At 67.8% G+C, this 21,789-nt stretch carries 19 protein-coding genes; 11 read left to right on the top strand and 8 right to left on the bottom strand.

The features are described 5' to 3' along the window. Positions 1–64: 64 nt before the first annotated feature. Positions 65–1,450, bottom strand: a complete 1,386-nt coding sequence (locus tag OKW76_RS12900) for a DEAD/DEAH box helicase (RefSeq protein WP_265549272.1) — start codon at positions 1,448–1,450, stop codon at positions 65–67. A gap of 183 nt (positions 1,451–1,633) precedes the next feature. After that, the gene (gene recF, locus OKW76_RS12895) at positions 1,634–2,698 is read right to left on the bottom strand and encodes a DNA replication/repair protein RecF (protein ID WP_265549271.1); all 1,065 of its coding nucleotides are present in this window, start codon (positions 2,696–2,698) and stop codon (positions 1,634–1,636) included. A gap of 113 nt (positions 2,699–2,811) precedes the next feature. Between recF and OKW76_RS12890 the strand changes: the two genes are divergently transcribed. Then, on the top strand, positions 2,812–3,156 hold the full coding sequence (locus OKW76_RS12890; protein WP_265549270.1) for a hypothetical protein: 345 nt from the start codon (positions 2,812–2,814) through the stop codon (positions 3,154–3,156). Between the two features lie 43 nt (positions 3,157–3,199). Here the strand turns inward: OKW76_RS12890 and dnaN are convergent, their stop codons facing one another. Together dnaN and OKW76_RS12880 are read right to left on the bottom strand one after the other, a co-directional pair. Continuing rightward, positions 3,200–4,327, bottom strand: coding sequence for a DNA polymerase III subunit beta (gene dnaN, locus OKW76_RS12885; RefSeq protein ID WP_265549269.1), 1,128 nt, complete (start codon positions 4,325–4,327; stop codon positions 3,200–3,202). Positions 4,328–4,488: 161 nt separating this feature from the next. Continuing rightward, a complete protein-coding gene (locus tag OKW76_RS12880) occupies positions 4,489–5,145 on the bottom strand; it encodes an outer membrane protein (RefSeq protein WP_265549268.1) in 657 nt (218 codons plus the stop codon). A 140-nt stretch (positions 5,146–5,285) separates the two neighbouring features. Here OKW76_RS12880 and OKW76_RS12875 point away from each other — a divergent pair, with 140 nt between their 5' ends. From OKW76_RS12875 to OKW76_RS12835, 9 genes are all read left to right on the top strand, one after another. Next, positions 5,286–5,927, top strand: a complete 642-nt coding sequence (locus OKW76_RS12875; protein ID WP_265549267.1) for a histidine phosphatase family protein — start codon at positions 5,286–5,288, stop codon at positions 5,925–5,927. Continuing rightward, positions 5,924–6,400: a hypothetical protein gene (locus OKW76_RS12870; protein WP_265549266.1), complete on the top strand. Its 477-nt coding sequence runs from the start codon at positions 5,924–5,926 to the stop codon at positions 6,398–6,400. The genes OKW76_RS12875 and OKW76_RS12870 overlap by 4 nt, the downstream gene beginning before the upstream one ends. A gap of 32 nt (positions 6,401–6,432) precedes the next feature. After that, positions 6,433–7,641 carry a 23S rRNA (adenine(2503)-C(2))-methyltransferase RlmN gene (rlmN, locus tag OKW76_RS12865; protein WP_265549265.1) on the top strand — a complete coding sequence of 403 codons (1,209 nt, stop codon included), beginning with the start codon at positions 6,433–6,435 and terminating at the stop codon, positions 7,639–7,641. Positions 7,642–7,968: 327 nt separating this feature from the next. Next, a complete protein-coding gene (locus tag OKW76_RS12860) occupies positions 7,969–8,727 on the top strand; it encodes a sulfite exporter TauE/SafE family protein (protein WP_265549264.1) in 759 nt (252 codons plus the stop codon). A gap of 15 nt (positions 8,728–8,742) precedes the next feature. Continuing rightward, positions 8,743–9,507, top strand: coding sequence for a cytochrome b/b6 domain-containing protein (locus OKW76_RS12855; protein WP_265549263.1), 765 nt, complete (start codon positions 8,743–8,745; stop codon positions 9,505–9,507). Then, positions 9,507–10,268 carry a molybdopterin-dependent oxidoreductase gene (locus OKW76_RS12850; protein WP_265549262.1) on the top strand — a complete coding sequence of 254 codons (762 nt, stop codon included), beginning with the start codon at positions 9,507–9,509 and terminating at the stop codon, positions 10,266–10,268. Before OKW76_RS12855 ends, OKW76_RS12850 begins: the two co-directional genes overlap by 1 nt. A 137-nt stretch (positions 10,269–10,405) precedes the next feature. Next, on the top strand, positions 10,406–11,530 hold the full coding sequence (locus OKW76_RS12845; protein ID WP_265549261.1) for an 8-amino-7-oxononanoate synthase: 1,125 nt from the start codon (positions 10,406–10,408) through the stop codon (positions 11,528–11,530). Then, entirely contained in the window at positions 11,527–12,144 is a 618-nt protein-coding gene (bioD, locus tag OKW76_RS12840) for a dethiobiotin synthase (RefSeq protein WP_265549260.1), read from the top strand. Before OKW76_RS12845 ends, bioD begins: the two co-directional genes overlap by 4 nt. A 145-nt stretch (positions 12,145–12,289) precedes the next feature. Continuing rightward, complete coding sequence (locus OKW76_RS12835) at positions 12,290–13,516, top strand: adenosylmethionine--8-amino-7-oxononanoate transaminase (protein ID WP_265549259.1); 1,227 nt, start codon at positions 12,290–12,292, stop codon at positions 13,514–13,516. Between the two features lie 45 nt (positions 13,517–13,561). Here the strand turns inward: OKW76_RS12835 and OKW76_RS12830 are convergent, their stop codons facing one another. Then, positions 13,562–15,706, bottom strand: a complete 2,145-nt coding sequence (locus tag OKW76_RS12830) for a M3 family metallopeptidase (RefSeq protein ID WP_322740092.1) — start codon at positions 15,704–15,706, stop codon at positions 13,562–13,564. A gap of 240 nt (positions 15,707–15,946) precedes the next feature. Here OKW76_RS12830 and OKW76_RS12825 point away from each other — a divergent pair, with 240 nt between their 5' ends. Then, complete coding sequence (locus OKW76_RS12825; protein WP_265549258.1) at positions 15,947–18,835, top strand: TonB-dependent receptor; 2,889 nt, start codon at positions 15,947–15,949, stop codon at positions 18,833–18,835. Positions 18,836–18,977: 142 nt separating this feature from the next. Here the strand turns inward: OKW76_RS12825 and OKW76_RS12820 are convergent, their stop codons facing one another. The 3 genes from OKW76_RS12820 to flgL form a co-directional block, all read right to left on the bottom strand. Beyond that, complete coding sequence (locus tag OKW76_RS12820; RefSeq protein WP_265549257.1) at positions 18,978–19,916, bottom strand: flagellar motor protein MotB; 939 nt, start codon at positions 19,914–19,916, stop codon at positions 18,978–18,980. Further along, positions 19,917–20,780 (bottom strand): flagellar motor stator protein MotA, encoded by an 864-nt coding sequence (gene motA, locus OKW76_RS12815; protein ID WP_265549256.1) that lies wholly within the window; start codon positions 20,778–20,780, stop codon positions 19,917–19,919. A 132-nt stretch (positions 20,781–20,912) separates the two neighbouring features. After that, complete coding sequence (gene flgL, locus OKW76_RS12810) at positions 20,913–21,785, bottom strand: flagellar hook-associated protein FlgL (protein ID WP_265549255.1); 873 nt, start codon at positions 21,783–21,785, stop codon at positions 20,913–20,915. Positions 21,786–21,789: the final 4 nt, after the last annotated feature.

Below are 21,789 nucleotides of genomic sequence, written 5' to 3'. Positions count from 1 at the left end.
CGTGTAACGAAAGCGAAATAGGAGGGGAGCGGGGGGAGGATATGCCCGCCCCCCCGCGACAGCCTCAGGCCTGCGCGCTGCCCGAACGGCCACGCCCGCCGCCGCCGCCGCCGCCGCCGCCGCCGCCACCGCCACCGCCACCGCGGCGCGGACCACCCGGACGGCCCGAGCCACCCGGACGCCCAGCACCACCGGCACCCGCAGGCCGCGCGGCATGAGTCGCACGCGGACGGCGCGGACCCTGCTCCTGGCGCGGACGATCGGGACGCTCGGCGGGGATCGGCCCGACGCGGCTACCCTTGATCCGCTCGGCTTCGGCCTGGAAATTCTCCGGCAGCGGCACGACGCTGATGCTGTGGCGCGTCAGCTTCTCGATCGTGCGCAGATAGGCGCGCTCGTCATCGGCGCAGAAGCTGAACGCGATGCCGTCAGCGCCCGCGCGCGCGGTACGCCCGATGCGGTGGACATATTGCTCAGGGACATTGGGCAGTTCGAAGTTCAGCACATGGCTCACCCCCGAAACATCGATCCCGCGCGCGGCGATGTCGGTCGCGACCATGATCTTCACCTTGCCCGAGCGGAACTCGGCGAGCGCCTTCTCGCGCTGCGGCTGGCTCTTGTTGCCGTGGATCGCGTTGGCCATGATCCCGTTGGTCGCCAGCAGCTTCACGACGCGGTCGGCGCCATGCTTGGTGCGTGCGAACACCAATGCCCGCTCGATGTCGTTGCGCTGGAAGAACAGCGTCAGCAGGATCTGCTTTTCGGCCTGGTTGACGAAGGTGACGTACTGCTCGACGCGCTCGGCGGTGGTGGCGACCGGGGTCACCTTCACCTCGACCGGCTCGGTCAGGAACTTCGAAGCCAGCTCGCGGATCGCCGAGGGCATCGTCGCCGAGAAGAACAAGGTCTGGCGCGACGCCGGCAGCATCGTCACGATCTTGCGCAGCGTGTGGATGAAGCCAAGGTCGAGCATCTGATCGGCCTCGTCGAGCACCAGGATCTCGACATCGCCAAGGCTCATGCAACGCTGTTCGATCAGGTCCATCAGGCGGCCCGGGGTGGCGACCAGGATGTCGACGCCCGCCGAGGTGTCGCGGCGGTTGCGCGCGATCGGCGTGCCACCGAACACCGTGGCGACGGTCAGCTTGGTATATTTGGCGTAGGCGCGCGCGCTGTCGGCGATCTGGCTCGCCAGTTCGCGCGTCGGCGCCAGCACCAGCATGCGGCAGCGCATCGGCTTGCGGCGCTCATTCGCCTTCACCAGCCGGTCGATCGAGGGCAGCATGAACGCCGCGGTCTTGCCGGTGCCGGTCTGCGCGATGCCGAGCAGGTCGTTACCCTCGAGCAAGGGCGGGATCGACTGCAGCTGGATCGGCGTCGGCGTGTCGTAATTTTTGAGCGCGAGCGCGTCGAGAACGGCCTTCGAGAGACCGAGAGCTTGGAATGACATGGGAATCCTGTCGTATGGATGCCGGTGGCACGCGCATGGGCGCACGGACGGCGGGGTCAAAAATGACGCCCCGCGTGAAATGGGAAGCCGGTGGTGCGACGCCGAGCCGGTCTGGAGGGACCAATCACGCTGCTGTTTGAAAGCGTCGCTGCACTGCGGCATATGGCGAACTTGGCGGAAAAGTCAATCGGGCGCGATCGTTCCGCCGGTGACATGATAGCGGGTGGCGCTGCCCACCGCCTCGAACAACGCGGCTTCGGTCCCCGTCATCCACACCTGCCCCTTGTCCGCGAGCCGGTCGAACAGCGCCGCGCGGCGCAGCGGATCGAGATGCGCCGCCACCTCGTCGAGCAACAGCACCGGCGCACGACCGGTACGCGCCGCGACCAGATCGCCATGCCCCAGCACGATCCCCAGCAGCAGCGCCTTCTGCTCGCCGGTCGAACACAGGGCGGCCGCCTGTTGCTTGTCGAGATGCGTCACGACCAAATCGGCGCGATGCGGCCCGATCAGCGTACGCCCCGCCGCGGCGTCGCGCGCGCGCCCCTCGGCGAGCGCACGCAGCAGCGACGAAGCGTCGCCGCTCCAACCCTCGAGCGTCAGCCCGGCGCGCGCGAACGGCCCCGCCGCCTCGCTCGCCAGCCGCTCGCCCAGCGCCGCCACCGTCGTCCGCCGGGCGGCATCGAGCGCGACGCCATGCTCGACCATCTGCGCCTCGAGCGCGCGCAGCCATTCGGCATCGGGCCGCCCCTCTTCGCCGAGCAGCCGGTTGCGCTGGCGCATCGCGGCTTCGTAGCGGGTGGCGTTGCCGGCATGGCCCGGCACCAGCGCCAAGGTCAGCCGGTCGAGGAAGCGCCGCCGCTCGCTCGCGGGCTCGACGAACAGCCGGTCCATCGCCGGGGTCAGCCACAGCACCGTCAGCCATTCGGCCAGCGCATTCGCGGAGGCCGCCGCACCGTTGACGCGCACCACGCGGCGCTCGGGCGCGCCCGCCTGCACCCCGGTGCCGAGCTCGACCTCGCCGGCAAGCGTCGCCGCGACGCCGAAGCCCCCCGCCCCGCCCTGCCGGTGCATCTCGGCGAATCCCGCGCGGCGCAGTCCCTTGCCCGGCGCTAGCAGCGACACCGCTTCGAGCACATTGGTCTTGCCCGCGCCGTTTTCGCCGGTCAGCACCACGAACCCCGCCCCCGGGTTCAGCGTCGCATTTGCGTGGTTGCGGAAGTCGGTAAGGGCCAGGCGGGTGAGCATCTCGGTCCGTGTTAGCGCCTTGCCCGGCGCGACGGAAACGATAGGTTGGAACGGACACGCAACCTTCGCCGCCAACCGGTGTTGATGCGACCTGAACGAAGATGGAATTAGCTATGTCGATCCGTTACGCGCTTGCCCTGCTGCCGCTCGGCCTCACCACGGCGTGCGCCCCGCAAACCCCGCAGGAGCAGCAGGCCGAACAGATTCGCGAGGAAGCCGACAAGCGCGGCGACGCGATCGAAGCCGAAGCGCGCGACCGCTCGGCGCAGATGGAGGCGCAGGCCGCCGCGCTCGAGAACCAGGCCGGCACGTCGCAGAGCTTCGACGCCCAGCGGCTTCAGGTCCAGGCCGACGCGCTCAAGAAGCAGGCCGAACTGATCGAGCAACAGGCCGACGCGCACGCCAAGGCGGTCCGCGACGCCGGCCAGGCACAATCGAGCGCAGTACTGGCGAAGTAAGCGCTGCGCCGGTGCGACCGATCGGTCGCACCGGCGTGCCACCTCACACGCGCATCGGCATCAGCACGTACAGCGCCTGCGACTGATCGTTCTCGCGGATCAGCGTCGGGGCGGCGGCGTCGGCCAGATGGACCTCGACCATATCGCCTTCGATCTGGTTGAGGATGTCCATCAGATAGCGGCTGTTGAAGCCGATCTCGAACGGCATCGATGCGTAATCGCCCGGCACTTCTTCGGCAGCAGTGCCGTTTTCGGGGCTGGTGACCGACAAGGTGATCTTGTCGCGATCGACCGCCATCTTCACCGCGCGGGTCTTTTCGGTCGCGATCGTCGAGACGCGATCGACCCCCTGCATGAAGCTGCGCGGGTCGAGCTTGAGCAACTTGTCGTTAGCGACCGGGATCACCCGCGAATAATCGGGGAAGGTGCCGTCGATCAGCTTCGAAGTCAGGATCGCCTGTCCCAGGTCGAAGCGGATCTTCGACGGGCTCAGCGACACCCCGACCGATCCGTCGACCTCGTCGAGCAGCTTGCGCAGCTCGGCGACGCATTTGCGCGGCACGATCACGTCGGGCATCGCCTCGGCGCCGTCGGGCCGCGGCACGGTGACGCGCGCCAGCCGGTGGCCGTCGGTCGCCGCCGCCTTGAGCACCGGCTGCGCGCCACCGGGACCGCCTTCATCGGCGACGTGCAGGAAGATGCCGTTGAGATAATAGCGCGTCTCTTCGGTCGAGATTGCGAAGCGCGTCTTGTCGATGATCGCCTTGAGCGTATCGGCGGGCAGCTCGAACACCGTCGGCAGCTCGCCCTCGGCGATCACCGGGAAATCGTCGCGCGGCAACGTTGCCAGCGTGAAGCGCGCGCGCCCCGCGACGATCGTCATCCGTCCTTCGGCCGCCGAAATCTCGACCTGCGATCCCTCGGGAAGCTTGCGTGCGATATCGAACAGCGTGTGCGCCGACACCGTGGTCGCGCCCGGCTGGTCGACCGCGGCAGCGATCGTCTCGTCGATCTGCAGGTCGAGGTCGGTTGCCATCAGCCGCAGCGTGCCCCCGGCCTGCGCATCGAGCAGCACGTTCGACAGGATCGGAATGGTATTGCGCCGCTCGACCACCGACTGGACGTGGCTGAGCCCCTTCAACAAGGTTGCGCGTTCGATCGTCGCCTTCATCGTATCCAACCCCCGGGACCAACGTCCCAAAACCGATTAATCCCTCGCGCCCGACCGCCGCGCGACAATTGGTCGGCTGGTATCTCTAACGCGAAAAAGGGCCGGAGCAAGCTGCCCCGGCCCCCTGCCGTCCCGATTATGGGTCGATGGTTAAGCAGGCGTTAAAAACGCATGCCCACGCCGGCGACTACCTGGTGACGATCGGTGTCGATGTCGAAGTCGCTGGTGGTCGCGCCGTTCGCATATTCGAAGTTCGCGTTCGAATAGTTCGAATAGCGATATTCGACCTTGGCGAAGGCGTTGGTGCCGATCGCGCGCTCGACGCCCGCACCGACGCGGAAGCCGTCGAGCTCGAAATTCTCGTCGAACTCGGTGGTGCCGTCGCTGCCCAGCAGGTTCAGCCGGGCATTGGTGTAGCCGCCCTTGGCATAGATCAGCGTCTCGGGCGTCGCGAGCACACCGGCGCGCAGGCCGAGATAGATGTCGCGGCCGGTGCTGACTTCACCGAAGCCGAAGGTATTCGGGTTGACGCGGTTGGTCTCGACCTTGCCGGTCGAATCGGTCAGCTCGACCTCGGCACCGACGAGCGCGCCACCAAGCGCGACGTCGTAGCCGGCTTCGACGCCGTACAGGAAGCCGTCGACGGTCTGGTCGATGCCTTCGATGTCGGCATCGTTGCTGCTGCCCGGCTGGATGCCGTCATAGCCGCCGAGAACCGCGATGCGCGGACCGGTGAACACCGGGTTCACCTCCTGCGCGAAGGCGGGTGCTGCGAGCGCGGTCGATGCGACCAGCGCGGCTGCGATTGCGTAACGCATACAAATCTCCAATTACTGAACACGCCCGTTCAATCGTCGGGCGGGATGCTCAAATAGGTGGCGCGCCTCGAAGTTGCATGAACCGAAAATAAACAAGGTTTTCCGTTGCTTTTGCGCCACAGGGGGTTGAAACGGCTGCGATGTCGACCATCCCGCGCGCCGGCCGCGATTTCATCGCCCGCCATGGCGAGACCGTCTTCAACGCCGCGCGGCGGCTGCAGGGCGATCACCCGCATACCCCGCTGACGCGCGCGGGCTTCGCGCAGGCCGAGGAGATGGGTCGCGCCTTGCTCGCCGAACTCGGGCCGTCGCCACGGCTGACCTTGTGGGCTTCCCCCACCGGGCGCGCGCTCCAGACGCTGGCGGTGATCGCCGAGATTTTGGGGCTCGACTGGCACGACGCGCGCAGCGATGCGCGGCTGATCGAGATCGGCATGGGCAGCTGGGGCGGGCTTTATTATGCCGATCTGATCGCGCGGGTGGGGCCGGTGTTTGATTCGAGCAACGGCGCGCTGACCTGCGCCCCCGATGGCGAGAGCTATGCCGACATCGCCGATCGATCGGCGGGGTGGCTCGGCGATACCGCGGGCGATTCGGGCGACCGGCTGGTGATCACCCACGGCATTTCGAGCCGGGTGCTGCGCGGGCTGATGACCGGGCTGGCGCCGACGCCGTCGCTCGACGCGCCGTTTGCCGAGGGGCTGCCGCAAGGGTCGGTGGTGGCGATCGAGCGCGGTGCCGAGCGGATCGTCCATCTGGGCACCGGGCGATCGCCGGCATGATGCTCGCGGTCGCGCTTGCCCTGGCCCTCGCACAGGGCGATGCGCGCGAGCCGATCGGCGTTTTCGAATCCTGGGGGGCGTTTCGCGACGTCGAGCCAGCGCGCTGCTACGCGATCGCCGCCCCGGTCCAGCGTCGGCGTCGCGGCGCCTTTGCCTCGATCGCGACCTGGCCAGGCAAGCAGGTCCACAACCAGCTCCACATCCGCCTCAGCCGCCAGCGCACCCCGCGCGCGCGCGTGACGCTGGCGATCGGCGAGCGGCGGTTTCAGCTCAAGGCGGGCGACCGCGACGCCTGGTCCCCCGACGCGCGCACCGACCGGGCGATCGTCGGCGCGATCCGCGCCGGGCGCAGCATGAGCGTCGAGAGCATCGCCGCCAACGGCGCGCCCTTCGCCGACGTCTATGCGCTGGCGGGCGCCGCCACCGCGATCGACGCGGCGGGGGTGGGGTGCGCGAGGCGCCCGGCCCCCTAGCGAACACCGCCGTTTTCGGCTATGTCACCGCCATGCTGACAGTCTCGACGCCGCCCATGCCCATCCCCGGGCACATCGATCCCGTGCCCGTCCCGCGTGCGCTGCCGATGCGCAGCGACGGCCGGATCGACCTGCTGGGGCTGTCGAAGGCCAATCTGCGGATGGCGCTCGAGACCTCGCAGCTCGAACCCAAGCAGGCGAAGCTGCGCGCCAAGCAATTGTGGCACTGGATCTATAATCGCGGCGTCACCGATTTCGCGCTGATGACCGACATTTCGAAGACGATGCAGCCCTGGCTGGCGCAGCGCTTCGTCATCAGCCGCCCGCAAGTGGTCGAGGCGCAGGTATCGACCGACGGCACCCGCAAATGGCTGCTGCGCACCGACGACGCGCAGGATTACGAGATGGTGTTCATCCCCGACGCCGACCGCGGCACGCTGTGCGTGTCGAGCCAGGTTGGCTGCACGTTGAATTGCACCTTCTGCCACACCGGCACCATGCGGCTGGTGCGTAACCTGACGCCCGCCGAGATCGTCGGCCAGGTCATGCTCGCGCGCGATAACCTTGGCGAATGGCCGAGCCAGCCCGACGGGCGGATGCTTACAAACATCGTGATGATGGGCATGGGCGAGCCGCTGTATAATTTCGACAGCGTCCGCGATGCGCTGGGAATCGTGATGGACGGCGACGGCATCGCGCTGTCGAAGCGGCGGATCACGCTGTCGACCTCGGGCGTGGTGCCGATGATGGCGCGCGCCGGCGCCGAGATCGGCGTGAACCTTGCCGTATCGCTCCATGCGGTGACCAAGGAAGTGCGCGACGAAATCGTGCCGCTCAACCGCAAATACGGCATCGAGCAGTTGCTCCAGGCTTGCGCCGACTATCCCGGTGCCAACAATGCCCGCCGCATCACCTTTGAATATGTGATGCTCAAGGACAAGAACGACAGCGATGCCGACGCGCACGAGCTGGTGCGGCTGCTCAAACACTATCGCCTGCCCGCCAAGGTGAATCTGATCCCGTTCAACCCCTGGCCCGGCGCAAATTACGAATGCTCGACGCCCGAGCGGATCCGCAGCTTCAGCGAGATCGTGTTCGGCGCAGGCATCTCGGCCCCGGTGCGAACGCCGCGCGGTCGCGACATCGACGCGGCCTGCGGGCAACTCAAGACCGCGTCGGAAAAGAAGAGCCGCGCGGAATTGGACCGGATCGCCGAGGACAAGATGGCGGCGCTGGGGTAACGGATTTTCGGTTGGTTCGGAGCTGTTTACGGAAAGCTGCGCTGCTTTGCAGCTCGCTCACAAGCGATCCCGACACCAGCAATCGTCGCGCTATCCTCCCCCTCCGTCGGTCGCTGCGCGACCGCCACCTCCCCCCTGGCGGGGGAGGAAAAATACAGACCAATCCTCCCCCGCCAGGGGGAGGTGGCAGCCGCAGGCTGACGGAGGGGGCGGACGCGGAGCAGCCGCTTCGGCCGCAGACACCACCGCCCCAGACCAACGGGGACGGGCTCCAACCCTTCCTGCCCCCCTCGACACATCCACCTCGATCGGCTCTAGCCCCGCTCCATGCTCGATCTTCCCATCCTGGCGCTTGCCGCCGCTGCCGGGCTTGTCGGCGGGGCGATGAATGCGCTGGCGGGCGGGGGGACTTTTGCCACCATGCCCGCGCTGATCGCGATCGGCCTGCCCAGCCCGATCGCCAACGCCACTTCGAACGTCGCGCTGCAACCCGGCGCGTTCATGAGCGCGTACACCTATCGTGAGGGGCTGCGCCCGGTGGCGGGGATGTCGGTGCGGACGCTGGGGGGCATCACCTTTGTCGGCGCGCTGGTGGGCAGCCTGTTGCTGGTGGTCACCCCGACCACAACCTTCGACATCATCATCCCCTGGCTGTTGCTGATGGCGACGATCGCGATCGCGTTCGGCAAGCGCGCCGCCGAGGTGCTTCAGCGGCACGCAGCGCCGGGGCCGCGCGCGCTGTTCGTCGCGCAGGCGCTGCTGGGGGTCTATGGTGGCTATTTCGGCGGCGGGGTGGGAATGATGCTGACGGCAACGTGGGGGCTGCTCGCGGGGGAGCCGCCGCACCGGCTGATGGCGCCGCGCACGCTGATGCTGGCGGTCGCCAACACCGCCGCGATGATCGTGTTCATCGGTTTCGGCATGGTGCGATGGGACGCCTGCCTGCCGATGCTGGCCGGCGCGGTGCTGGGCGGATGGCTCGGCGCGCGCGCGGGCAAAAAGCTGCCGCCCACCGCGATCCGTATCTGGACGCTGCTGGTGACGATCGTCACCACGATCGTGTTCTTCGTCCGCGCCTATGGATAGGGTAGACTGACTTCGATGGCCCCGCGCGACTCGAACGACCCTGCCGACATCGCCGCACCGGGCACCCGGCGCGCGATCTACAAGCATCGGCTGGCGACCCGGCTGTGGCACTGGACCAACGCTGTCGCGGTGATCGTGCTGCTGGGGTCGGGGCTGATGATCCTCAACGCGCATCCGCAGCTTTACTGGGGGCAATATGGCGCGAACCTGGACCAGCCCTGGTTTCGCGTCGGCTGGATTTTCGAGGGCGGGCGAATCCCCGGCTGGCTGACGATCCCGTCGACCTATAATCTGGCGCTCGCGCGGCGCTGGCATCTGACCGTGGCGCTGCTCTTCGGCTTCGCGCTGCTGGCGTTCATGCTGGTGAGCCTGCTCAACCGGCATTTCCAGCGCGACCTGCGCTTTCGCCGCGCCGAGCTCAGCGCGAAGCATCTGGCGCATGACGTGCGCGAGCATCTGGCGCTGCGATTCCACGATGCTGCCGATCCGGGCGGGCGCAACGTGCTGCAGAAGCTGAGCTATGTCGGGGTGATTTTCGTGGCGCTGCCGCTGGCGATCTTTACCGGGCTGACGATGTCACCGGGGATCAACGCCGCCGCGCCGTGGATGCTCGACCTGTTCGGCGGGCGGCAATCGGCGCGGTCGATCCACTTCATCGCATCGATGGGGATCGCATTGTTCATCGTCGTCCACCTGACGCTGGTGATCCTGGCGGGACCACTAAACGAAGTGCGGTCGATGATCACCGGCTGGTGGCGCACGCCGCAGGAGCCGCAGTAATGATCCTCACCCGCCGCGCCTTGCTCACCGGCGTCGCCGCATCGGGCGCTACGCTGCTTGCCGGCTGCGACCGGCTGGGGGAGAGCGAGGCGTTCCGTTCGATCCTATTCAAGGGCGCCGACTGGAACGAATGGACCCAGCGCGCGCTGACCGACCGCAATGCGCTCGCGCGTGAGTTCCGCCCCGACCAGATGTCGCCGGTGTTCCGCACCAACGGCACGCGCAACCCCAACACACCGGCTTACACCGCGCAGGCAGCCACCGGCTTTGCCGATTGGCGGGTGCGGGTCGATGGGCTGGTGGCGCGGCCGCAAGCGCTGTCGATCGCGCAATTGCTGTCGATGCCGCAGCGCGCGCAGATCACTCGCCACGACTGCGTCGAGGGGTGGAGCGCGATCGGCAAATGGCAGGGGCCGCAGCTATCGACCGTGCTCAACGCGGCGGGCCTGAGCGACCGCGCGCGCTTCCTGGTGTTCCACTGCGCCGATGCCTATTCGGGCGGCACCCGGCCCTATTATGAATCGATCGACCTGATCGACGCCTTCCACCCGCAGACGATCCTGGCGCTCGGGCTGAACGACGAGCGGCTGGGCATCGGCCACGGCGCGCCGGTGCGGCTGCGGGTCGAGCGCCATCTGGGATACAAGCACGCCAAATATGTCGAGCGGATCGAGGCGGTGGCCAGCCTTGCCGACATTCATGGCGGCAAGGGCGGGCTGTGGGAGGATATCGCCGGCTATGAATGGTATGCGGGGATTTGAGCTAGCCGAATACTAGTCCCCCGTTCGTTTCGAGCGAAGTCGAGAAACGGTAACCTGGCGCCTAGGCCGGTTTCTCGACTTCGCTCGAAACGAACGGCGGTAGGCCAATCACGCGCACCCCGCTAAAGCCCCCGAAGATGTCGCTCCTCTCCGTTCACCGCGCCGATCTCGCCGCCCTCGCCGGTGCCGATCGCCTCCGATCGCTCGCCCCGCGCGCAGGCGTCGATTTCGCTTCGAACGACTATATCGGCCTCGCCAATAGCCAGCGCCTGCACGCCGCCGCCAGCGACGCGCTCACCCGCGGCGTGCCCGTAGGTTCGGGCGGATCGCGCCTGCTGCGTGGCAACCATCCCGAGCATGAAGCGCTCGAAGCCGAAGCCGCGGCGTTTTTCGGGGCCGAGGCCGCCTTGTTCCTGGCCAACGGCTTCGTCGCCAACATGGCGCTCTTCGCCACCCTGCCCCAGCGCGGCGATCTGGTGGTGTATGACGCCTTGCTCCACGCCAGCGCGCATGACGGCATGCGGCTGGGCCGCGCCGAGCGGGTCGCCGCCGCGCATAACGACGTTGCCGCGTTCGAGGACACGATCACCGCATGGCGCGCCGCCGGTGGCAGCGGGCGGGTGTGGATCGCGGTCGAGAGCCTGTACAGCATGGACGGCGATCAGGCGCCGCTTGCCGAGCTGGCGGCGCTCGCCGATCGCCAAGACGCCTTCCTGCTGATCGACGAGGCGCACGCCACCGGGGTGTTCGGGCAGGACGGGCGCGGGCTGGCCGAGGCGTTCGAAGGCAAGCCCAACGTCATCACGCTACACAGTTGCGGCAAGGCGCTGGGGGCCGAAGGCGCGCTGCTGTGCCTGCCCGCGGTGCTCCGCGACATGCTCGTCAACCGCGCGCGCGGCTTCGTGTTTTCGACCGCCCCTTCGCCACTGATCGCCGCCGTCGTGCGCGATGCGCTGCGCGCGCTGGCGGAGGAACCTTGGCGGCGCGATGACCTGCGCGCGCTGATCGTGGCGGGCGGGGCCGCGCTCGGGCCGCTGGGTGCAATTGCCACCGGATCGCCGATCCTGCCGCTGATCCTGGGCGACGACGCCCGCACGATGCGCGTCGCGCGCGCGGTGCAGGCGCAGGGCTTCGATGTTCGCGGCATCCGTCCGCCGACGGTGCCCGACGGCACCGCGCGGCTGCGTATTTCGCTCACCCTCAACGCAACCCCCGCCGATGTCGATTCGCTCGCCACGGCCCTGCAAAAGGCTTTGGCATGACTGCACCGCGCTTCGTCGTCACCGGCACCGATACCGATATCGGCAAGACCGTCTTTGCCGCTGCACTGACGCAGGCGATCGGCGCGGACTATTGGAAGCCGATCCAGGCGGGCACCGATGGCGGCACCGACGCGGCGCGCGTGGCGGCATTGGGCGTTGCTGCCGACCGCATCCTGCCATCTGCCTACACGCTTGCTACCCCCTGCTCGCCGCACCGCGCCGCCGCGATCGACGGCGTGTCGATCGCGCTCGACCGGCTCGATCCCCCCGCCACCCCCGGGCCGCTGGTGATCGAGGGGGCGGGCGGGGTGCTGGTGCCGTTCGACGACACGCGCACCTTCGCCGATCTGTTCGCGCGCTGGTGCCTGCCGACGATTTTGGTGGCGCGAACCGCGCTCGGCACCATCAACCACAGCCTGTTGTCGATCGAGGCGCTGCGCGGGCGCGGGGTGCCGATCCACGGCATCGCCTTTATCGGCGATCCGCAGGAGGATAGCGAAGCGACGATCGCCCGGATGGGCCGGGTGCGGCGATTGGGGCGGCTGCCGATGCTCGATCCGCTGACGCCCGAGGCGTTGCGCGCGGCGTTCGCGGCGGCGTTTTCGTTCGCATGACCCACTATCGTCACCCCGGCCTTGGGCCGGGGTCCACCCACCCCCAAAAGCTGCAGCGCCTGGTTGCGCGGTGGACCCCGGCCCAAGGCCGGGGTGACGACGTGGGGTTGCAGGCGTGCCTCAGCGACACCGGGGAGTTGCAGCGATGACCCCGCCCGTCTGGCACCCCTTTACCCAGCATGGGCTGAACGAACCGATCCCGGTGGTCGCATCGGCCAAGGGCGCGATCCTGACCACCACGGACGGTCGCCGGATCATCGACGCGATCTCGTCCTGGTGGGTGACGACGCACGGCCACGCGCATCCCCGGATCACCGCCGCGATCGCCGAACAGGCAACGCAGCTCGACCAGATCATCTTCGCCGGCTGGACGCACGAGCCCGCCGAACAGCTCGCGCGCGAGCTGGTGGCGATGATGGGGCTGCCGCACGTTTTCTATTCGGATTCGGGTTCGACCGCGGTCGAGGTCGCGGTGAAGATGGCGCTCGGATTCTGGGCCAATCATGGCCAGCCGCGCCACCGGATCCTGGTGCTCGATCACGGCTATCATGGCGACACGATCGGCGCGATGTCGGTGGGCGCGCGCGGCGTGTTCAACCAGCAATATCAGCCGTTGCTGTTCGACGTCGGCACCCTGCCCTGCCCCGCCGGAGACGGCCAGCCGACGCTCGACGCGCTCGATCACGCCTGCCGCCACGATTCGCCGGCGGCGTTGCTGGTCGAACCTTTGGTGCTGGGCGCTGGCGGCATGCATTTCTATGCCCCCGCGATCCTGGCCGAGATGCGGCGGATCTGCGACCGCCACGGCGTGCCGCTGATCGCCGACGAAGTCATGACCGGCTGGGGCCGCACCGGCACGCTGCTGGCGTGCGAACAGGCAGGAATCTTGCCCGACCTGCTGTGCCTGTCGAAGGGGATTACCGGCGGATCGCTGCCGCTGGCGGTGACGATGGCATCGAGCGCGATGTTCGAGGCGCACCGATCGCCCGATCGCGCGCGGATGTTCTTTCATTCGTCGAGCTACACCGCCAACCCGATCGCCTGTGCCGCCGCCGTGGCGAACCTGGCGGTGTGGCGCGACGAGCCGGTGCGCGATCGCATCGCCGACCTGGCGCGCCGACAGGGCGAGCGCCTCGCCCATATCGCCGATCGCGTCCGCAACCCGCGCCGGTTGGGGACGATCACCGCGTTCGAAGTCGGCGGCGGCGAAGGCTATATGTCCGATCTCGCCCCGCGCCTGCTCGCGCATTTCCGCGACCGCGACGTGCTGCTGCGGCCATTGGGCGACACGGTATATGTCATGCCGCCCTATTGCATCACCGATGCCGAACTCGACCGGGTATATGCGGTGGTCGAGGAAGTGCTGGGGTAACCCCGACCCGTTCGCACCGAGCATGTCGGCGCGAACGGGGATAGGTCAGTTCGTGGTCGGAAACCCGCGCACCTTGAGCAGCGCGTTCACGTCGGGATCGCGCCCGCGAAACGCGCGATAGGCTTCGGCGCGGTCGGTCTCGTTGCCCGTCGACAGCAGCACCTTGGCGAAGCGATCGGCGGTCGCCTTGTCCCAGGGACTCCCGGCTTCCTCGAACGCCGCCCAGGTGTCGGCATCCATCGTCTCCGACCAGAGATAGCTGTAATAGCCCGCCGAATAGGCATCGGACGAGAACAGATGATTGAACTGCGGCAGGCGGTGCCGCATCACGATCTCCTTGGGCATGCCGATCTCGGCCAGCGCGGCCTTTTCAAACGCATCGGCATCGACCACGCCATCGGCGACGGTGTGCAGCTTCATGTCGACGATCGCCGACGACAGATATTCGACGGTGGCAAAGCCCTGGTTGAAGGTCTGCGCCGCGATCACCTTGTCGAGCAACGCCTGCGGCATCGGTGCCTTGGTCTGGTAATGCCGGGCATATTTGTCGAGCACGTCGCGCGTCAGCAGCCAATGTTCGTTCACCTGGCTCGGATATTCGACGAAGTCGCGCGGCGTGCCGGTGAGGCCGGGATAGTTCACGTCCTGCAGCATCGAATGGATCGCATGGCCGAATTCGTGGAACAGCGTTTCGGCATCGTCGAGGCTGATCAGCACCGGCTGGCCCGGCGCTGCCGAGGCGAAATTGTTGTTGTTCGACGACAGCACGTTCTGCGCGGGCGCAAGGTTACGTTGCGAGCGATAGGTCGTCGCCCACGCGCCCGACCGCTTGCCGGTGCGCGCGAAATCGTCGCGATAGAACAGCCCGACTTCCTTGCCGTTCTTGTCGGTGACGTGGAACACGCGGACATTCTTTTCGAACACCGGCACCTGACCGGTGATCTCCTTGAAGTTCAGCCCGTACAGCCGGTTGGCGGCGTAATAGGACGCATCGATGATGTTGTTGAGCGCGAAATACGGCTTGAGCTCGGTCTGATCGAGGTCGTAGCGCGCCTTGCGGACCTTCTCCTGGTAGAAGCGATAGTCCCAGGGCTCGATCGTGATCGGCGTGCCTTCCTTCGCCGCGATCGCCTGCATGTCGGCGACTTCCTGCTTCACCCGCGCGGTCGCTGCCGGCCAGACGCGCATCATCAGATCGGTCGCCGCCTGCGGCGTCTTGGCCATCGTGTCCTGCATCCGCCAATGCGCATGCGTCGGGAAGCCGAGCAGCTTGGCGCGTTCGGCGCGCAGCTTCACGATTCTAGCGATCGTCGCGTTGGTGTCGGTCGCGCCGCCATTGTCGCCGCGATTGACGAAGGTGCGCCACACCTTCTCCCGCAGCGCGCGATCGGTGCCGAAGGTCAGCACCGGATCGACCGCCGATCGGGTGTTGACGATTGCGAAGCCCGGCTGGCCGCGCTCCTGCGCGGCGGCCTTGGCGGTCGCCTTCACGCTGTCGGGCAGCCCGGCGAGCATCGCTTCGTCGGTCACCGTGATCGCGGTGCCTTCGTCGGCGAGCAATTTTTCGGAGAAGGTCGAGAATTCGGTCGCGAGCGCCTGGTTGATCCGCGACATCTCGGCCTTTTGCGCGGCGTTCAGCTTGGCGCCCTGGCGGACATAGCTGTCATAGGTGCGCGTCACCAGCCGCTGCTGCTGCGCGTCGAGCCCGCTGGCGGTGCGTGCGTCGTAGATCGCCTGGATTCGCGCGAATAATTTGGGGTCGAAGGTGATCTCGTCGCCCGCCGCCGACAGCTTGGGGCTCCATTCGCGATCGAGCGCCTGATAGGCGGGCGAATTCATGTTCGAGGTCATCACCCCGAACACCGCCAGCACCCGGCCGAGGCGCTTGCCGGCGTTCTGCATCGGCACGAAGGTGTTGGCGAAGGTCGCCGGAGCCGGATTGTCGGCGATGCGGCGATATTCGGCGCGGCGCTCGGCGATCGCGACTTCCATCGCCTGCGGGAACAGCGCCGGGGTCACCTTGTCCCAGGGCGGCACCCCGCCATAGGGGCCGGTCCAGTCGGCGAGCAGCGGATTGGCGGCGATGGCCGCAGCGGGTGCCGGCGCGGCAGGCGCCGGCGAGGCGGTTTGGGCGGCCAGGGTCATCGGCACGAGCGACAGGGCGGTTGCGGCAAGCAGGGTGATGCGCAAATCGGATTCTCCAAGCGATACATGCAGAGAACATAGCGATCCTGCCCGTAACGGGAACCCCCGCGCGGCTTTAGGGCACGCCATTCGCATTCCCGCCCAACGCCGGTCTTGCCGCCGCGATCGGTTTTGCTGCAGGGGCGCGGGCGGACAAATCGGCGCTGACAAAGTTCTGCGACAATCGCCGCCTACTCACCCTGCATGCGTCCATCCCCGGGCGGCAAAGCGACTGGACGTATTTCGATGATCGACCGCAACCGCGTAGCCAAAGCGCGCTGGCTCCTCCTGCTTTCGGCCGCCACCGTCTGGCCCGCGCACGCGCAAGTGGTGCCCGCGCCGACCGAGCAGGAAGCGATCGACGATGGCGAGGCGCTCGGCGCCGAGATGAGCGACGAGGAAGCCGGCGAAGAAATGGTCGAGGACATCGTCGTCACCGGCCAGGCCGAGCGCGGCGCGGTGGTGGGCGACGTTCCCCCCGAACAACAGCTCTCGCCCGCCGACATCCGCGCCTATGGCGTGAGTTCGGTCGCCGAGCTGCTCGCCGAATTGTCGCCGCAGACCTCGAGCGGGCGCGGGCGCGGCGGCGAGGGGCCGGTGGTGCTGCTCGACGGGCGCCGAATCGGCTCGTTCCGCGAGATCCGCGAAATCCCGACCGAAGCGATCCTGCGCGTCGACATCCTGCCTGAAGAAGTCGCGCTGAAATACGGCTATAGTGCGAACCAGCGGGTGGTGAACTTCGTGCTCCGCCCGCGCTTTCGCGCGATCACCGCCGAGGCCGATTTCGGCGGGCCGGTGCAGGGCGGCAATAGCAGCGGCGAAGTCGAGCTCAATTACCTGCGGATCAACCGCAACGGACGGCTCAACCTCGACCTCGAGGTCGAAGCGCGCAGCTTGCTGCTCGAAAGCGAGCGCGACCTGTTGTCGAACCCCGCGGGATCGCCCTTCGACCTGACCGGCAATGTCGTCGCGCCGGCCAACGGCGCCGAGATCGATCCCGCGCTCAGCGCCGCAGCGGGTGCGCCGGTCACCGTAGCGGCGGTGCCGGGATCGTTCGCCGGGGGCACGCCGCTGCTGACTGATTTCATCGGCGGCGCCAATGCTGCCAACGTCACCGACTTGGGGCCCTTCCGATCGCTGCAGGGCGCGACCGAGGCGGTGCGCGGCAACGCGGTGCTCGCGCGCACCATTTTCGGCGACGTCGCTGCGACCGCGACGGTCGGCTTCGACTTCAACGACAGCCGCTCGCTGCTCGGGCTGCCCTCGGTCGATCTCGCGCTGCCCGCCGACAACCCCTTCTCGCCCTTCGCGGGCGATGTTCGCGTGCTGCGCTACACCGACGCCTTCGGCCCGTTGATGCGCGAATCGCGTAGCCGCAACGTCGAAGCAGCGTTCAGCATGAACGGGACGTTGTCCGACTGGCGCTGGACGCTGACGGGCAATTACGACCGCCAGCAGACCGACACCGACACCGATCGCCGAGTCGATTCGACCGGGCTGCAGGCGGCAGTGTTGGCGGGCGGATCGCCCTTCGGCCCGATCGTGCCGGGGCAATTGTCGCTGGTCGCGCCCGACACCGCGCGATCGGTGAGCAATGTCGCGCGGGTCGAGGGGGTGGTGAACGGCGATGTCCTCGCGCTTCCCGCGGGCGATCTTTCGACCACCTTCCGCGTCGGGCTGCGCAGCCAGGACCAGGATGCGCGCTCGGTGCGGTCGGGCTTCGCGCAGGCGACCGATATCGGCCGCCGCAGCGCCAACGGCCAGCTCAACATCGACGTGCCGATCACCAGCCGGCGGCGCGCGGTGCTCGACGCGATCGGCGACCTGTCGCTCAACGCCAATGTCGAGGTCGATCGGCTGTCGGACTTCGGCACGCTCACCAGCTATGGCTATGGGCTCAACTGGGCGCCGGTGCCCCAGCTTCGGCTGGTCGCGTCGGTCACCAACGAAGAAGGTGCGCCGAGCCCGCAACAGGTGGGCAACCCCGCGATCACCACCCCCAATGTCCGCGTGTTCGATTTCGTCCGCGGCGAGACGGTGGATGTCACCTTCCTCGACGGCGGCAATCCGCTGCTGCGATCGGACAGCCGCGACGTGCTGAAGCTGGGATTGAACTTCAAGCCGCTCGACGCAACCGACCTCAACATCCGCGCCGACTATACCAGCAGCACGATCGAGGATTCGATCGCGACCTTCCCGACCGCGACCAACGAAATCCAGGCGGCGTTCCCCGAACGCTTCACCCGTGACGCCAGCGGACGGTTGCTGCAGATCGACAATCGCCCGGTGAATTTCGCGCGCAACGAGCGCGAGCAGTTCCGCTGGGGCTTCAACCTGTCGCTGCCGGTGACGGGTACGCTGCAGCGCGAAGTGCAGGCGGCGCGCGATGCGGGGCAGGATCCGCGCGCGGTGCTGCGCCAGGCCTATGGCCGCCCCGAACGCCAGTGGCGCACGCCCGCCGATGCTCAGGCGGTGCCGTTGCCCGCCGAGGGTTCGGCGGCACAGGGTGCAGAACCGGCTCCAGCGCCCGACGCCGAACGCCCGCGCCGCGAGGGGCGCGGTGGCGGCGAGGGGCGCGGCGGTGGCGGCGGTGGACGCGGCTTCGGTGGCGGCGGCGGCGGCGGACGGGGTGGCTTTGGCGGCGGCGGTGCCGGCGGCGGGCGAATCCAGTTCTCGGCCTTCCACACCTATCGCATCAAGGAAACGATCCTGATCCGCGAGGGCGTTCCCGAACTCGACCTGCTGAACGGGTCGGCGACCGGCAGCAATGGCGGGCTGGCGCGGCACCAGGTCGAGGTGCGCACCGGCTTCACCAAGGATGGCATGGGGGTTCGCCTCAACGCCGATTGGCAGAGCGGGACGCGGGTCGACGGCGCGGTGCCGGGCGACACCTTGTTCTTCGGCGACCTCGCCAAGGTCGACCTGCGGCTGTTCGCCAATCTGGGGCAGATGCCCGATCTGGTGCGCAACCACGCCTGGCTGCGCGGCACGCGGGTCAGCCTGCGGCTCGACAATGTGTTCAACCAGCGGCTCGACGTGCGCGATTCGAGCGGGGCGGTGCCACTGGGCTATCAGGCGGCGTTGCTCGACCCGGTGGGCCGGTCGATCCGGCTGGATTTCCGGAAGATGTTCTGACGGGGAGTATCCCCCCTCCCTGGAAGGGAGGGGTCGGGGGTGGGTCGATTGCTCGCGATACGGACCCGATCGGCGTTCCAGGCGGCCGTATCTCCCGGACCAGACCCACCCCCAGCCCCTCCCTTTCAGGGAGGGGAGTCTTTCAACGACTTGCCAGTCTGGTCATGCCGCCGCCCCGGCCGCCGGGCTCGCCCTTGCGATAGAGCAGCGTGATCGCCACCCGCCGGTTGCGCGGATCGGTGGGATCCTTCGCGACCATCGGTTCGCGATCGGCGACGCCCTCGATCCGTTCGAAGCGCGCGTCGGGCAACCCGCCTGCCGCCAGCCGCCGCCGCGTCGCCTCGGCCCGCCCGCTCGAGAGCATCCAGTTGTTCATGTCGAGCGGGTTGCCATAGCCCAGCGAATCGGTGTGGCCGCGGATCATGATCGCGTTTTCCATCGTTCCGATCGACGCCGCGATCTCGCCGATCAGCTGGTCGGCCTCACCCACCAAAGCGGTCGTGCCGAGGTCGAACATCGAATAATCGGCATTGTCGACCAGATCGATCCGCAGCCCTTCGCTGGTCTCGACGAAGCGGACATGCTTGCCGAGCTTGGCCAGGCTGCCATTGGCCTTCATCCGCTGTTCAAGCTGCTGGCGCAGCTTGGAAAAGTTGCGGCGATCCTGCGCGTTGAGCGCCGCCTGATCCTTGAGCGTGCCCTTTTCGCCGGTCCCCACCTGCGGGCCGCCCTCGGCGCCCGCGGGCACCGTCAGCGCGCGCGTGCCGGTCTGTCCTGCGCGGTGCGGGTAATTGTCGACATCGGTCAGCGACGAGCCGCCGAACGGGCCATAGGAACCGGCGCTTTTCTGCTTCAGCTCGATCAAGGTCGGCGCGAAATAGTCGGCGAGCGCCTTGCGCTGCGCTTCGGTGGTCGCGCCGAGCAGCCACATCAGCAGGAAGAACGCCATCATCGCGGTCACGAAATCGGCATAGGCGACCTTCCACGCGCCGCCATGATGGCCGCCATGGCCCTCGATATAGATTTTCTTGACGATGATCTTGGGCGGCTGGTTGGTGCCATGGGGTGCGCGCGCGGCCATTTAGCGTCCCCGCAGCCCGTCGAACACCTCGGCGAAGCCGGGCTGGTTGTGGTGCGCGATCCCGCTGCGCGCGGCTTCGATCACCAGCGGCTGCGGATGGCCGTGGAGCGAGGCGATGATGATCTGCTTGATCGTGTGGTAGATCGCGGCATCGGCATCGATCACCTGCTGCAACCGCGTCGCGAGCGGCCCGACGATGCCATAGGCCAGCAGCACGCCCAGGAACGTCCCCACCAGCGCCGAGCCGATCATCCCGCCCAGGATCTCGGGCGGCTTGTCGATCGACCCCATCGTCTTGACCACCCCCAGCACCGCCGCTACGATGCCGAGCGCGGGCAGCGCGTCGGCGAGCCCCTGCAGCGTCGTCTGCGGGCTCTGCACTTCGTGGTGGTGCGTCTTGATCGAATTATCCATCACGTCCTCGACCGCGTGGACGTCGAGCGTGCCCGACGACACCACCACCAGCCGCAGCGTATCGGCGATCAGGTTGGTGAGCGTCTGGTCGGCGAGGAGGCGGGGATATTCGGCGAACACCGCCGATGACTTGGGATCCTCGACATGCGGCTCGAGCGCGATCGGCCCCTCGACGCGCAGCATCTTCATCAGCTTGCTGACCAGGAAGATCGCGTCGAGATAGTCCTGCTTCTTGTATTTGGGGCCCTTGACCACCTTCATGAAGCCGCTGCCCAGCGCCTTGATCTCGAGCATCGAGTTGCCGATGATCAGCGCGCCGACCGCGGCGCCGCCGATGATCAGCATCTCGTGCGGCAGCGCGTGCATCACCGGGCCGAGCGCCCCGCCGGTGAGCGCGAACCCGCCGAACACCATCGCGATCAGCACGACGAACCCAATCAAAACGAACATTGGCGCTGTTACCCCCGAAACGCTGTCGCGACCCTGCTTGAGGAACGACCGGCCGCGCGAAAACTTGCGCGGTGCAGGGTAGAAAAATGGCTAATGCGGCGGCGAAGCCGGCGGGCGCCGCCGGGGTGCGGCTCAGCGCAGATAGTCGAACAGGCTGAGGCTCGACAGCTTGGTGAAGCTGCCCTGCGTCGCCTGCAGGATCGTCAGCGTCTTTTGCAGCTCGGTGATCGCGGCGCTCATGTCGAGATCCTCGATCCCGCCCCGCGCCGCTTCGCGATCGACCGCGACATCGGCGAGCCGGCCCATTTCGATATCGAGCCGGAACGCGCGCGCGCCGACGCTTGCGCGGCTGGCGATGACGGTTTCGAGCGCACCGCCGACCGCATCGACCGCGCCATCGGGCGAATCGCCCTCGTGCAGCGCCGCCGCCATCGCACCGAGCGAGGCGAACACGTCACCCAGCGCGCGGTCGCCCGCCTCGTTCACCTGGATGTCGCCGCCGCTGCCGATCGGGATCGCCGCGGCGCCGGTGCCGCCGACATAGGTAATCGTGCCATCGCCAGCGCGCGCGAACGCCTCGGCACCGCCGCCACCGAAGATCGCCTGGCCGCGCACGTCGCGGGTGTTGGCCAGCGTGAAGACGTCGTCGATGATGTCGTCGACCGTGGCCGCCATCGCCTTGCGGTCCTGCGCCGACAAGGTGCCGTTGCTCGCCTGTAGCGCAAGTTCCTTCGCGCGCTGGAGCTGTTCCTCGATGGCGGCGAGCGTCGTGTCCGACTGGCCGAGCAGCCCCTGCGCCAGCACGATATTGGCCTTCGCACCGACATCGTCGGCGGTTGCCTGTTTGAGCGTCGACAATTGCTGGTAGCCCGCGGCATCGTCCGAAGGCGCGGCGATCCGCTTGCCGCTAGCGATCTGCGTCTGCAGCCGGTCGGCGGCGACGCTGAGCGAGCCCATCTGGCTGGTCGAGCGCGCGTAGAATTGGTTAGTGGAAACCCGGATCATCGCA

Source organism: Sphingomonas sp. S1-29 (assembly GCF_026167545.1).
In the GTDB taxonomy this organism is placed as follows: Bacteria; Pseudomonadota; Alphaproteobacteria; order Sphingomonadales; family Sphingomonadaceae; genus Sphingomonas.
This window is presented reverse-complemented; position numbering and strand designations above follow the sequence as displayed.

Excerpts from the sequence above, each read along its gene's own strand:
- OKW76_RS12880 (WP_265549268.1), bottom strand. The coding sequence starts at position 5,145 with ATGCGTTACGCAATCGCAGCCGCGCTGGTCGCATCGACCGCGCTCGCA.
- flgL (WP_265549255.1), bottom strand. The coding sequence starts at position 21,785 with ATGATCCGGGTTTCCACTAACCAATTCTACGCGCGCTCGACCAGCCAG.
- OKW76_RS12855 (WP_265549263.1), top strand. The coding sequence starts at position 8,743 with ATGGCCCCGCGCGACTCGAACGACCCTGCCGACATCGCCGCACCGGGC.
- OKW76_RS12825 (WP_265549258.1), top strand. The coding sequence starts at position 15,947 with ATGATCGACCGCAACCGCGTAGCCAAAGCGCGCTGGCTCCTCCTGCTT.
- bioD (WP_265549260.1), top strand. The coding sequence starts at position 11,527 with ATGACTGCACCGCGCTTCGTCGTCACCGGCACCGATACCGATATCGGC.
- OKW76_RS12820 (WP_265549257.1), bottom strand. The coding sequence starts at position 19,916 with ATGGCCGCGCGCGCACCCCATGGCACCAACCAGCCGCCCAAGATCATC.
- recF (WP_265549271.1), bottom strand. The coding sequence starts at position 2,698 with ATGCTCACCCGCCTGGCCCTTACCGACTTCCGCAACCACGCAAATGCG.
- OKW76_RS12870 (WP_265549266.1), top strand. The coding sequence starts at position 5,924 with ATGATGCTCGCGGTCGCGCTTGCCCTGGCCCTCGCACAGGGCGATGCG.
- dnaN (WP_265549269.1), bottom strand. The coding sequence starts at position 4,327 with ATGAAGGCGACGATCGAACGCGCAACCTTGTTGAAGGGGCTCAGCCAC.
- OKW76_RS12875 (WP_265549267.1), top strand. The coding sequence starts at position 5,286 with ATGTCGACCATCCCGCGCGCCGGCCGCGATTTCATCGCCCGCCATGGC.
- OKW76_RS12900 (WP_265549272.1), bottom strand. The coding sequence starts at position 1,450 with ATGTCATTCCAAGCTCTCGGTCTCTCGAAGGCCGTTCTCGACGCGCTC.
- OKW76_RS12860 (WP_265549264.1), top strand. The coding sequence starts at position 7,969 with ATGCTCGATCTTCCCATCCTGGCGCTTGCCGCCGCTGCCGGGCTTGTC.
- rlmN (WP_265549265.1), top strand. The coding sequence starts at position 6,433 with ATGCTGACAGTCTCGACGCCGCCCATGCCCATCCCCGGGCACATCGAT.
- OKW76_RS12890 (WP_265549270.1), top strand. The coding sequence starts at position 2,812 with ATGTCGATCCGTTACGCGCTTGCCCTGCTGCCGCTCGGCCTCACCACG.
- OKW76_RS12845 (WP_265549261.1), top strand. The coding sequence starts at position 10,406 with ATGTCGCTCCTCTCCGTTCACCGCGCCGATCTCGCCGCCCTCGCCGGT.
- OKW76_RS12835 (WP_265549259.1), top strand. The coding sequence starts at position 12,290 with ATGACCCCGCCCGTCTGGCACCCCTTTACCCAGCATGGGCTGAACGAA.
- OKW76_RS12850 (WP_265549262.1), top strand. The coding sequence starts at position 9,507 with ATGATCCTCACCCGCCGCGCCTTGCTCACCGGCGTCGCCGCATCGGGC.
- motA (WP_265549256.1), bottom strand. The coding sequence starts at position 20,780 with ATGTTCGTTTTGATTGGGTTCGTCGTGCTGATCGCGATGGTGTTCGGC.